At 71.4% G+C, this 10,812-nt stretch carries 12 protein-coding genes and 2 pseudogenes; 7 read left to right on the forward strand and 7 right to left on the reverse strand.

The window, feature by feature from the left end; translation table 11 throughout:
* Nucleotides 1–31 precede the first annotated feature (31 nt).
* From ACE7GA_RS22130 to ACE7GA_RS22140, 3 genes and pseudogenes are all read left to right on the forward strand, one after another.
* Nucleotides 32–907 (forward strand): DMT family transporter, encoded by an 876-nt coding sequence (locus ACE7GA_RS22130; protein ID WP_376091646.1) that lies wholly within the window; start codon nucleotides 32–34, stop codon nucleotides 905–907.
* A 564-nt stretch (nucleotides 908–1,471) separates the two neighbouring features.
* Nucleotides 1,472–2,023: pseudogene (locus tag ACE7GA_RS22135) on the forward strand (AAA family ATPase); the annotation flags it as partial.
* A gap of 115 nt (nucleotides 2,024–2,138) precedes the next feature.
* The gene (locus ACE7GA_RS22140; protein WP_376091649.1) at nucleotides 2,139–2,915 is read left to right on the forward strand and encodes a hypothetical protein; all 777 of its coding nucleotides are present in this window, start codon (nucleotides 2,139–2,141) and stop codon (nucleotides 2,913–2,915) included.
* A 303-nt stretch (nucleotides 2,916–3,218) separates the two neighbouring features.
* Here ACE7GA_RS22140 and ACE7GA_RS22145 read toward each other — a convergent pair whose 3' ends face one another.
* The 5 genes from ACE7GA_RS22145 to ACE7GA_RS22165 all read right to left on the reverse strand — a co-directional run bounded on the left by ACE7GA_RS22145 (nucleotide 3,219) and on the right by ACE7GA_RS22165 (nucleotide 7,040).
* Nucleotides 3,219–3,995, reverse strand: coding sequence for an N-acyl homoserine lactonase family protein (locus ACE7GA_RS22145; RefSeq protein ID WP_376091652.1), 777 nt, complete (start codon nucleotides 3,993–3,995; stop codon nucleotides 3,219–3,221).
* The gene (locus ACE7GA_RS22150) at nucleotides 3,992–4,753 is read right to left on the reverse strand and encodes an SDR family NAD(P)-dependent oxidoreductase (RefSeq protein WP_376091655.1); all 762 of its coding nucleotides are present in this window, start codon (nucleotides 4,751–4,753) and stop codon (nucleotides 3,992–3,994) included. Before ACE7GA_RS22150 ends, ACE7GA_RS22145 begins: the two co-directional genes overlap by 4 nt.
* Nucleotides 4,753–5,193: a hypothetical protein gene (locus ACE7GA_RS22155; protein ID WP_376091658.1), complete on the reverse strand. Its 441-nt coding sequence runs from the start codon at nucleotides 5,191–5,193 to the stop codon at nucleotides 4,753–4,755. Before ACE7GA_RS22155 ends, ACE7GA_RS22150 begins: the two co-directional genes overlap by 1 nt.
* Nucleotides 5,194–5,581: 388 nt before the next feature.
* Complete coding sequence (locus ACE7GA_RS22160; RefSeq protein ID WP_376091661.1) at nucleotides 5,582–6,313, reverse strand: sensor histidine kinase; 732 nt, start codon at nucleotides 6,311–6,313, stop codon at nucleotides 5,582–5,584.
* A complete protein-coding gene (locus ACE7GA_RS22165; protein WP_376091664.1) occupies nucleotides 6,300–7,040 on the reverse strand; it encodes a Crp/Fnr family transcriptional regulator in 741 nt (246 codons plus the stop codon). The genes ACE7GA_RS22160 and ACE7GA_RS22165 overlap by 14 nt, the downstream gene beginning before the upstream one ends.
* A gap of 371 nt (nucleotides 7,041–7,411) precedes the next feature.
* Between ACE7GA_RS22165 and ACE7GA_RS22170 the strand changes: the two genes are divergently transcribed.
* Together ACE7GA_RS22170 and ACE7GA_RS22175 are read left to right on the forward strand one after the other, a co-directional pair.
* The gene (locus ACE7GA_RS22170) at nucleotides 7,412–8,416 is read left to right on the forward strand and encodes an HWE histidine kinase domain-containing protein (RefSeq protein ID WP_376091667.1); all 1,005 of its coding nucleotides are present in this window, start codon (nucleotides 7,412–7,414) and stop codon (nucleotides 8,414–8,416) included.
* A 9-nt stretch (nucleotides 8,417–8,425) separates the two neighbouring features.
* Entirely contained in the window at nucleotides 8,426–8,782 is a 357-nt protein-coding gene (locus ACE7GA_RS22175; RefSeq protein WP_376091670.1) for a response regulator, read from the forward strand.
* A 32-nt stretch (nucleotides 8,783–8,814) separates the two neighbouring features.
* On the opposite strand, the gene ACE7GA_RS22180 is transcribed toward ACE7GA_RS22175, so the two are convergent.
* Together ACE7GA_RS22180 and ACE7GA_RS22185 are read right to left on the reverse strand one after the other, a co-directional pair.
* Entirely contained in the window at nucleotides 8,815–9,216 is a 402-nt protein-coding gene (locus ACE7GA_RS22180) for a response regulator (RefSeq protein WP_376091673.1), read from the reverse strand.
* 85 nt (nucleotides 9,217–9,301) lie between these two features.
* On the reverse strand, nucleotides 9,302–9,568 hold the full coding sequence (locus ACE7GA_RS22185) for a hypothetical protein (protein ID WP_376091676.1): 267 nt from the start codon (nucleotides 9,566–9,568) through the stop codon (nucleotides 9,302–9,304).
* A gap of 66 nt (nucleotides 9,569–9,634) precedes the next feature.
* On the opposite strand from ACE7GA_RS22185, the pseudogene ACE7GA_RS22190 reads away from it, so the two are divergent.
* Both ACE7GA_RS22190 and ACE7GA_RS22195 read left to right on the forward strand, forming a co-directional pair.
* Nucleotides 9,635–10,072, forward strand: a pseudogene (locus ACE7GA_RS22190) (chemotaxis protein CheB); the annotation flags it as partial.
* Between the two features lie 7 nt (nucleotides 10,073–10,079).
* Nucleotides 10,080–10,793 carry a chemotaxis protein CheB gene (locus tag ACE7GA_RS22195; RefSeq protein WP_376100475.1) on the forward strand — a complete coding sequence of 238 codons (714 nt, stop codon included), beginning with the start codon at nucleotides 10,080–10,082 and terminating at the stop codon, nucleotides 10,791–10,793.
* The last annotated feature ends 19 nt before the right edge of the window (nucleotides 10,794–10,812 follow it).

A 10,812-nucleotide genomic window follows, 5' to 3' on the forward strand; every position in this document is an offset into this window, starting at 1 on the left:
CCGGGCTGGACCACCGGCGGACCTCCGACGCTTGAGCACATCCAACCGTTCAGAGAACGCCGCGGGCATCGGCCTCATGCTGCTGGCGGCGCTGATGTTCGCGCTCAACGACACGCTGGGGAAATGGCTCGTCGCGACCTATTCGGTCGGGCAGGTCCTGGTCCTCCGCAGCCTCACGGCACTGATCGTGCTCGCGCCGCTCGTCCACCGCGACGGGGTGGCTCACCTGATCCGGCCCGCGCGTCCCGGCCTGCAGGGCCTGCGCGTGCTGCTCGGCTCGGTCGAGGTCGCCTCGTTCTACTGGGCCGTCTCGCTCATGCCGCTGGCGGATACGCTGGCCTTCTGGATGGCGGTTCCGATCTTCGTCGCCGTCGCCTCCGCGCTGTTCCTGCGGGAACCGATCCGTGCAGCGCGGCTCGCGGCCGTCGGGCTCGGCTTCGGCGGCGTGGCGCTCGCCCTCGGGGCGCGTCTCGATGCGGGCTGGCAGCCCGCGGCGGTCGCGGGCGTCGGCGTCGTGATGTACACGGGCTTCCTGCTTTGCACCCGCAGCCTCCGCGGCACGCCGGCAAGCGTGCTCGCCGTCTACCAGATGCTCGGGGCGATGTTCCTCGGCCTTGCCCTCCTGCCCTTCGGCTGGGTGACCCCGAGCCTCTTCGACGCTGCACTGCTCATGCTGCTCGGCGTCGTCGGGGCGGGCGCGCATCTCCTCGTGACGCGATCGCTCGCGCTCGCTCCGGCCGCGGTCGTCGTGCCGTGGCAGTACTCGATGATCGTCTGGGGCGTCCTGTTCGGCTGGGCGTTCTTCGGCGACGTTCCGACCTCCCTCATGCTGCTCGGCGTAGGCGTCATCGTCGCGGCGGGGCTCTGGCTCGGGCGCCTCGACATGGCGCGGTCGCGGGGAGCGTAGCGCCGCCGGCGAAGGCACCGGCCGAGGCGCGCCACCCTCGGCCGGCGAGCTCCCCGCCTGAGGTTGGCATCGTGCCAGCAACCACCCCGCCGGGCGCATCAGCACACAATCGAAGCGAACCCGGAAAGAACGTTAAGCGGAACGCAGGTGACTTTCTCACCGGAAATCACGGATGCGTGATATTCGCGTCTCAGACGTTCCCGCACTGGTCCTCCCATGCGCCTTCCGCCCCTGGCACGTGCCCTCGCCGTGTTCCTGCTTGTCACGGCCGGCGCCCGCGCAGCCGCTGGCGGGTCTCCGATGCCCTACAGCGAATACGTCGCAGCCCTCCGCGGCGGCGGCGTGTCCCGGGTTGTCGCCCGGCCCGAGATCGCCGAGGTCACCCTGCGCGACGGCGCGCTGCGGGAGGTGCGGATCCCCCTCGCCTGGCACCCGCGGGAGGAGCTCGCCGCGGCCGGTGTCGAGGTGGTCTATGACGGCAACGCCGCCACGGGCCTTTCAACGGCCCTCGACATCGCGGGCAAGGGCCTGCTGGTGCTCCTCGTCGGCGGCTCGCTCTTCCTCATGCACCGGCAGACGCGCGGCACCAGCGGCCTGTTCAGCGCTGCCGGGGAAGTCCTGCGCGACGACCAGAAGGCGACCTTCGAGGACATCGCCGGCCTGGAATCCGCGAAGGAGGAGTTCGGCGACGTCATCGCCTATCTCCGCGACCCCGCGGCCTTCGAACGGATCGGCGCCAAGCCGCCCCGCGGCATCCTGCTGATCGGCCCGCCCGGTACCGGAAAGACGCACCTCGCGCGCACCGTTGCCGGTGAGGCGGGTGGCGTGCCGCTGATCCACGCGAACGGCGCGGACTTCGTGCGGATGTTCGTGGGCGTGGGCGTGGGCACGATGCGCGTGAACGCCCTGTTCCGTCAGGCCGACAAGGCCACGAGGAAGCACGGCGCCTGCCTCGTCTTCATCGACGAGATCGACAGCCTCATCCCCGCGCGCGGCCACGCCTCCCAGGGCGGCGCGGACGAGGAACGGGCCCAGACCATCACGACAGTGCTCACGAAGCTGGACGGCCTGAAGCCCCGTTCGGGCATCGTCATCATCGGCGCGACGAACCGACCGGATGCCGTCGACCCCGCGGCGATCCGACCCGGCCGCTTCGATCGCAAGATCGAGGTCGGCCACCCGCCGGGACCGCGAGGCCATCCTGCGCGTCCACGCCCGCGGCAAGGCCGTCGTGCCGGGCCTGGACTTCGCCCGCATCGCCGCAGGCTCGGGCGGGCTCGCCGGCGCCGACCTCGCCTCCCTCCTGAACGAGGCCGCCTTGTTGGCCGTCCGCACCGGCGCGCCCGCCATCACCGACGCGCACCTCTCGGCCGCCCTGGACCGCATGCTGCTGGGCGCCGAACGCAAGGGTCTGGCCTTGAGCGCCGAGGACCGCCGCAAGATCGCGGTGCATGAGGCGGGTCACGCGCTCGCCGCCCTCCTCACCCCCGGTGCCGACGCGCTCTCGAAGGTCACCGTGCTCCCGCGCGGCCGGAGTCTCGGCGCCGCGCACCTCGCGCCGCCGGACGAGGGCGTCCTGCGCAACGCGAAGCAGTTGAAGGCCGGCCTCGTCGTCCTCGCCGCGGGACGCGCGGCAGAGGAGGCCGTCTTTCCCGCCGCCGAGGCAACTACCGGCGCCGCAGGCGACCTCGCGGCCATGAAGGGCATGACGGAGTCCCTCGTCACCCGCTACGGCCTCGCAGGCCCGGCGGGCGCGCTCCTCCTTCCGACGGCGGAGGCCCGGGCCAGCGGCTTCGTCGCCTCGCCCCAACTCCTCGGCGCGATCGAAGAGGTGGAGCGTGGGCTCCGCGAGGCCGCGATGCGCGACGCCGCGGCGCAACTGAACCGGCACCGCCGCGCCCTCGATGCGCTGGCCGCCGCGCTCCTCGAGCATGAGACGCTCGATGCGTCGGAGGTTCGCGCCATCCTCGCCGACCACCCGCCTGTGCCCGCCACCCTCGCGGCCTGAGGCGGCCGGGGGCTGATCCGCACGCGACCGGCATGCAGCAGGGTGCCAGTTCGCCCATCGAGGATCAGGACGAAGCCTTGCGGATTTGCGAGGCGACGGTGCGCGGCGACGGTGCGAGGCGCCCGGGGGTCACGGCGCAGCGCCCACGGTCAAGGAGACCATCGGTCTCGATTTGAACGGGCTGCCGAACCCGCCGCAGTGCGCCGCGCGACCCTTCGGAGACGCGGCTGTCCCGAAGCGCCCCGACGCCGACCAGCGCGACGTCGATCGGCGCCGCCGCGCACAGGTACCCGACGGGCAGGGTCAATCCAGCCGTGCCATCCACCCGCCGGTCCCGGACCCTGCGGGCGGATGCGCGCCCACCACCCAGGGATCGTGACCCGGAATCACGAGCGACGGATCGTCCGCCAGCGCGGTCACGGCGTCGAAGGCGTCCAGCGCGTCGCCGACGTGGAACACGGCGGGGAACGGGATGCGGCGCTCCAGGTTCAGCCGGTGCGCCGCCGCGTCCGTCGCGAGGCACATCCATCCCCTTCGCGTCGAGACCCGCGCGACCTGGAGCCCGTCCGTGTGGCCACCGACATGATGCAGCGAGAGGCCCGGTGCGATCGCCGCGCGGCCGTCGTGCAGCGCCAGGCGCCCGGCATGCAGCAGCGCCGTCATCGCCGCGATGTCCTCGATTTCGTAGCCGGCGCGCAGCACGGCATGTCGCATGGCAGGCCCGTTGACGTAGGCCAGTTCTCGCCGCTGCAGGTGGAACGTGGCCGAGGGCAGCAGGCCGGGCTGACCCGCGTGATCCCAGTGAAGATGGGTCTGGACCACGGTCCGCACGTCCGCGGGCGAGACGCCGAGCACGCCCAGCGCGTCCTCCAATCCGTGGTAGTCACGCTTGCCGTACCGCTCCACCCGCGCCGGGTCGGCCGCCGTATCCATCACGACCACGCCGTCCGGACCGCGCAGCAGGAAGGCGTGATAGGCGAGGGGCATCACCCCGTCCCCGCCCGCCCCGCCGAGCAACCATTGGGACGTCCGCCTGGCCGGATCGGTCGCCCAGCGCAGGGCGTAGACCTCCCACGTCACGGTGCCGTTCCCATGAGCGAAAGCCCCCCGTCCACCGCCAGCGCCGTCCCCGTCACATAGGCCGCGAGGTCGCTGCACAGGAACAGGATCGCCCCCGCCACGTCGTCCGGGGTTCCCGTGCGCCCTGCGGGGATGAGCGCCAGCTTCCGCCCCCGCCAGGACGGGTCGGCGTCCCGCGCCGCCCGGTTGAAGTCCGTCTCGATCGTGCCGGGCGCCACGGCGTTCACGGTGATCCCGCGTGGCGCCAGTTCGAGCGCCAACTGCCGCGTCAGCCCGCCGATCGCGGCCTTGGCCGTGCCATAGGCGACCAGCCCGGGATTGGGCATCCACTGGTTGACGGACGAGGTGAAGACGATCCGCCCCCCCTGCCCCATCAGTCCCGACGCCTCCCGCGCCAGGGCGAAGTTGGCCGCAAGGTTCACCGCCATCACCCCGGAGAAGTCGGCGTCCGTCGTGTCCGCGACGGGCCTGCGCAGCAGAAGGGCCGCGTTGCCGACAACGATGTCGAGCCCGCCCAGCGCCTCCGCCGCGCGGTGCACCAGTCCGGCGGCTGCGCCCGCCTCGGACAGGTCTTCCCGCAAGGCTGGCCCGCCCGTCTCGGCGGACAGCGCCGCGGCGGCGTCACCCTCGTCCCGGTGGTGAACCGCGACTCGCGCGCCGGCCCGTGACAGCAGCCGGGCGACCGCCCGCCCGATCCCTTCCGTGCCGGCCCCCGTCACCAGCGCGCGCCGGCCGGCGAGAGAAATGGGGACACACATCAGGCCGGCTGCCCGTGGGTGACGCGCGCCTCGTCCTCCGCCCCTGGAATGACTCGGACACGGTTCGCAGGCCCCATCCGGATCGTCTCGAAGGCCGGGATCGGGTCCACGAAGGCAGTGCCGGGGCCCGGGTTGATGGCGAGCCGGCTGACGCGGTCGGCGGTGAGCTTCAGGTGTTCCGCCGTCAGCGGCGATCCGTCGTGGAAGCGCACGCCGGGCGAAGGCCCGAAATCCCCGGTCGTGCCGTGCAGCGCCCCGAACGAACCCGCGAGAGATGACCGGATCTGCAGGTCCGGGTCGCGCGACGGCAGCGTGCCGTGGGCTTCCGACGAGGCCGAGCCAGCGGAGCCCGACTGATTGAATGGCGGGTCCATCATGCGCGGCTCCGTCTGCATCCCGATCGCCCGCTCCCACGCGACCGCAGGCGCAGGGAGGGCCATGCGACGGCAACACGCAAGGCGTGGGGACTACTCGGCGATATGGGACATTGCTGGGCAGGGCGGTCGCGCCTGTCAACGGAACGGTCCGGCGCGGCAGGCGCGACCCTCCCGGGCTCAAGGCATACTCCATGACGCCAGACGCCCCCCGATCGGGCGCTGTCCACCGGGGGGCGCCGCCGCTGCGCCGTCCTGCCTGAGAACAGCCACAAGGGCCCAAGGCGAAGCTCAACGTCCCGGCCGCCACGGCCCGGACGCCATTCCGGCAGGCTTTGGTCGGGCGGTACGACACGAAGGCCAGCCTGGTTCCGGCTGGGGAAGGCGTCGCGCGCCGGCGCCTGCGCCTGCCGTCCGTCGGATGAAGACGGGGGCAGGATACGCCGGCAGCCCTTCAGGCGGCCACGGTTTGCGCGGTCATGGGCAGGGCGATGGTGCAGCGCACGCCGTTCGTGCCGAAAACGAGCGACACCTCGGCCTTCAGGTCATAGGGCAGCGTCTTCTCGAGCAGGTCGGTCCCGAAGCCGCGCCGGCTCGGTTTCGGGTCGGGCACCCCCGCCTCGATCCAGTCGAGGATGAGCCAGGGGTGGCCGCCGCCCGGATCCTCTGCCCGCCAGGTCACGGTAAGCTGGCCCCCGGGGCATGCGAGGGCGCCATACTTCACGGCGTTGGTCGCGAGCTCGTGGACCGTGAGGGCGAGGGTCTCGGCCGGCTTGGACCGCAGGCGGATCTCAGGCCCCTCGATCAGGACTCCCTCGCCTTCCCGCGCCGAACAGGACAGCAGCTCGTCCGCGACGAGCTGGGCGAGGTCGAGCCCGGCCGTGGGTTCGCGGATGACGGCCGCTTGAACTCGGGCAAAGGCACCAATGCGCCCGTCCAGGTGCGCCGCGTAGTCGTCCAGGTCCGTGCTGGTCACCGCGGTCCGGCGCGCGATGGAGCGGATAGCGCCGAGTGAGTTGCGAATCCGGTGCTGCAGGGCGGCGCGGTCCTCGCCCACCCGCTCGAGCTCTCGCCGCAGGGCGGCCGCCTCCTCGCGCAATGTGTCGCACTCGCGACGGAGCGCGTCTTCGGTGGCGGGGATGGGGACCGCCGGGGCAGGGTTGCTTGCAGCGTCATTCGTTCGCATCAAACTGCGCGCCCTCCCGATGTAGATGGAGGTAGGTGGGGTTGAAAAGCGAGGCGTCCATCAGCGCGCAGAGGTCGGGGATGGTGAGGACACCGCCCTTGAGCGTGATGAGGCCGGCCCCGCGAAGGTACTGGAGGGTGCGGTTCACGTGCACGGTGGAGAGGCCCATCGCATCCCCGAGATCGGCCTGGGTAAGCGGTATGTCGCAGGTATCCCCGCGGGTGAGGCCGACGCTCCGAAGACGGAGGAGGAGCTCGCAAAGCAGGTGGCCGATCCGCTCGGCCGCATCCCGCTGCCCGAGAGAGACGATCCATTCCCGGTGGATGGCGTGCGCTACCAGCGTCTCCCACCAAAGCGCCTGCCCGACGCGGGGATGGCAGGCGGTCAGGTCGTCCAGGGTGGTCCGGGGTAGGGAGGTAACCGTCACCGGCGTCAGCGCGCCGATGGAATGGTCCATCTCCCGCAGCAGCGAGGCCTGGTAGTCGCAGAGATCGCCGGGGAGGAGGAAGCCGAGGATCTGACGCCGGCCATCCTCCAGCTGCTTGTAGCGGCATGCCCAGCCGGACAGGACGAGGTTCGTACCATTCGGCCGGTCGCCCTCGCGGATGATGTCCGTACGCGCCGCGACCTGGCGCGCCCCGTTCCCGGTGGCACGGTCCAATGCCGACCGGTCCTCGGCGGAGAGGCGCGTGAACTGCTCCAGCCGCCGCACAAGGGGGTTCGACATCCCCGGCTCCTTCATCGATTACGACTTCCGACCACGATCGAACGGCAACGTGACGCAGGTTACGCGCCGGAGTTGCCGGGCCGGCGCGTCCTGCGGCCGCTCAACGCAGGTTATAGCGCCCGCGCCCGACATGCCGTCAGGGCGCGCAGCAGCGGGCGCGGCGATCCCCATCGGCGTGTCTGCCACCGGTTTTGCCTCCCGCTGGAAGGCTTCCCCGGGCGCTCCCGACCTTGTCGCAAGGCAGAGTTTCCCATCTCTGAAGCGCGTTCCGGATTCCGGGGCGATCGCGCCGGCCGCCGGCCGCACCTGCCCGCGGATTGCGGACCCAGGCCCTCCTTCGTAGCCTCGGACTGCATGCGGGACCGCTCAGGATGAATGTGGAAGATCTCTACCGGCTCCTGCGCACCGGTCACATTCAGGCCCAGGGCATCGTCGATACCATCGCCGATCCGATCCTCGTCCTCGACGAAAGCCTTCGGGTCCAGGCCGCCAGCCGTTCGTTCTTCGAGACTTTCCGGGTCGATCGGTACGAGACGATCGGACAGCACCTCTACGACCTCGGGAACGGTCAGTGGGACATCCCCGTCCTGCGCATGCTCCTCCGGGACGTGATCCCGCGGAGCACGGCCGTCATCAACTTCGAGGTCGAGCACGAATTCCCCGGCCTGGGCCGGAGGACGATGCTGCTCACGGCCCGCACCCTCTTCCACCCCGACAACGCCAGCCATTCCATGTTGCTTGCCATCGTGGACGCGACCGACCGCGTCCGCCGGGATACCTCGAAGGACATGCTGTTCGGCGAACTCCGCCATCGCATGAAGAACCTGCTCGGCGTGGCGCGCTCGATCGCGCGCCAGACCACGACCGAAGGTCGCTCCGCCGAGGCATACCGGGACGCGTTCCTCGGGCGCTTCGAAGCCCTGATCAAGGCGCAGGACCTCGCCTTCGCCGAGCAGCAGGCGGCCGGGATCGGGCCGTTGGTGGAGCATATCCTCGCGCCCTACACGGCAGATCCCGACGCCGTGGTGATCGAGCCGGGGGATCCCGTCGAACTCGCGCCACGCACGGTCATGGCGCTCAGCCTCCTGCTGCACGAACTGGCGACGAACGCCGCGAAGTACGGGGGATTGTCGTGCTCCGGCGGCCGCGTGCGGGTGGCCTGGCAGCTTCGGGAAGGGAACACGAGCCTCCGCCTCCTCTGGGTGGAGAGGGGCGGGCCGCCGGTGACCCCGCCCGCCAGCACGGGATATGGCACCGAGCTCATCCGAGCCACCGCGACCTACAGCCTCGGCGGCGAAGTGGACCTGGACTATGCCGCCGAAGGCCTGACGGTCGAGCTCACGATCCCCCTCGGGACGGATGCCCCCCGGGACTGAGGACTGGTCGTGCCGAAAACCGTCCTCATCGTCGAAGACGAGTACCTCATCGCGACGGACATCCAACGCCTGCTCGAGAGTCGCGGCTGGCGGGTCATGGGCCCGGTGCCCAGCGTGCGGGCTGCGCTCCGGCTGCTGGAGGGCGAGCTGCCATCCGTCGCAGTGCTCGACGTCAACCTCGGGACCGAGCTCGTCACGCCGGTCGCGGAAGCCCTGACGGCGCGGCACGTGCCCTTCGTCCTGGCGACGGCCCATGACAGACCCGAGCGGATCGGCGGGCAGGTTCTCGCCGGCGTGCCCAACCTCGGCAAGCCCGTGAGCGAGCAGGAGCTGCTCGCGACGCTCGCGCGGATGACCGGAGCCTGACCGGACACCCCGGGCCGGGCAGTGAGTCCCCGCTATGGTCCCTCGAGGAGGTCCGGAGCGTACGCGGCCACCACGTGGGGCAGTGCCCTCGCGAGCGCGTTCGAGTCGAACGGCTTCTCCCAACGCGGCACGGATTGGTAGGGACGCGGGATGACGGTTTTGTCGTACCCCGTGGCGAAGATGTAGGGCACTCCCCGCTCCGTCAGGATATCCGCCACGGGATACACAGCCTCGCCCCGCAGGTCGATGTCGAGTACCCCTGCGTCGATCCGCTCCCCCGAGGCCAGGATCCCCATGACCCCCGCCAGGCTCGCCACGGGGCCGACCACCTTCGCCCCGAGCGCCTCAAGCGCCTGGACCATGTCATCCGCGATGAAGTACTCGTCCTCGACGACGAGCACACGCAGTCGCGTCAGTACCCCGGTTCCGCTCACGTTCCGCATGGTTCGCTCCTTGTCCGACGTCGGCCGCGACCACTTGGCCCCGGTAGCCTAGCACCGCAGGCGGGAGGTAGTCTCCTCAATTGGTGGGTGGGGCCACCGGGACAGGTTCGCCCGGCGCACTCTCGAGCCTCGCGATGGTGCGAAGGATTTCTTCGCGATGGTCCTGCCAGGCCTCGAGCGACTGCCGCATGGTGCTCAGCAGCGCCTCGGCCTGCGCGACGTCGCGACCCTCTGCACGCAGGCGGCCGACAAGGTCGGCCTGGCGCATGATCCGGGCCTTGCCGTCGGCGACGTCGCGCTCCGCTTTCGCGAGGTGCCGACGCTCGGTCGGGAGGTCGGTCATGATCCAGCGGTCCCCCTGGGCAGCTTCATCCGCAGCACTGCGTCTTGGAGGCTGGGCGCGGCCGCGATGCCTGTCCATGCAAAACCTGGGTTCGTGCAAAATCTGGCTCCGACCAGGTCGACGGGGATAGCAGACCTGCAACTCCGGAGCAGCCCGCCGGGTTTCCCCCGCGGCCTCGCGCCGTGGGGGATACCCGTGAGCAACCACGACATCATCGTCATCGGCGGCTCGTCCGGCGCAACGACGCCTCTCAAGGCGATCCTCGGTGCATTGCCGGAGACACTGCCCGCGGCCGTCCTCGTCGTGCTGCACATCCCCGCGCGGAGCCTCGGCATTCTCAGGACCGTCGCCGCCGCGTCCGGCCGCCTGCCCGTACACGCCGCGGAGGACGGCATGCCGATCGAGCCGGGCCACGTCTATCTCGGCGTGCCCGACCGCCACCTCATCATCGCCGACAGGCACCTGCGGCTGGGGCGCGGCCCGCGCGAGAACATGGCGCGGCCCGCGATCGATCCGCTTTTTCCGCTCCGCCGCCGCGGCCTACGGCTCCCGCGTCATCGGCGTGGTCCTCAGCGGCCTCCTGAACGACGGGGCGGCGGGGCTGGAGGCGGTGGCGCGCTGCGGCGGGCTCGCGCTCGTGCAGGATCCGGCCGACGCGATCGCCGACGAGATGCCGCGGAGCGCCCTCGCGGCCGTCGCCGCCGGCCTTCCCGTGCCCAGCGCCCGCCTCGGCGACGTCCTGTCCGAGCTCGTGCGTGAGCCGGCCGGGCCCCGCATACCGGTCCCGCCCGACATCCGGCTGGAAGTGGACATCGCGGCGGGCGAGCGGGTGGACAGCAGCATCCTTTCGCGTATCGCGGACCCCGCCGCGATCACCTGCCCGAACTGCCACGGCGTGCTCTCGACGGTCCGGGGGTCCAGGCCCCTGCGCTTCCGCTGCCAGGTCGGTCACGCGCTCACGGCCGACGTGGTCGCGAAGGAGCAGGAGAACGCGGTGGACGAGGCGCTCCGGGTCGCGCTCCGCGTCGTCGAGGAGCGCGCTGAGCTAGTGAGCCGGATGGCCGCGGACGGCCGTAACTCCGGCCGCCGGGCCGTGGCCGAGATGTACGAGGAACGGGCGACGGAGTACCGGAACTATGCCGAGACGATCCGCCGCGCCGTCCTCCTCTCCATGGCGCCGCCGGCGCCGCAGGAGGACGAGGGGGGGCAGGACGGGCCGGGTTAGCCACGGGCCGGGGGTGGGT

The organism is Roseomonas sp. CCTCC AB2023176 (assembly GCF_042259275.1).
Taxonomy (GTDB): Bacteria; Pseudomonadota; Alphaproteobacteria; order Acetobacterales; family Acetobacteraceae; genus Roseomonas.

Coding starts and splice junctions, on each gene's coding strand:
- ACE7GA_RS22150 (WP_376091655.1), bottom strand. CDS start 4,753: ATGTGTGTCCCCATTTCTCTCGCCGGCCGGCGCGCGCTGGTGACGGGG.
- ACE7GA_RS22155 (WP_376091658.1), bottom strand. CDS start 5,193: ATGGCCCTCCCTGCGCCTGCGGTCGCGTGGGAGCGGGCGATCGGGATG.
- ACE7GA_RS22160 (WP_376091661.1), bottom strand. CDS start 6,313: ATGCGAACGAATGACGCTGCAAGCAACCCTGCCCCGGCGGTCCCCATC.
- ACE7GA_RS22165 (WP_376091664.1), bottom strand. CDS start 7,040: ATGTCGAACCCCCTTGTGCGGCGGCTGGAGCAGTTCACGCGCCTCTCC.
- ACE7GA_RS22170 (WP_376091667.1), top strand. CDS start 7,412: ATGAATGTGGAAGATCTCTACCGGCTCCTGCGCACCGGTCACATTCAG.
- ACE7GA_RS22185 (WP_376091676.1), bottom strand. CDS start 9,568: ATGACCGACCTCCCGACCGAGCGTCGGCACCTCGCGAAAGCGGAGCGC.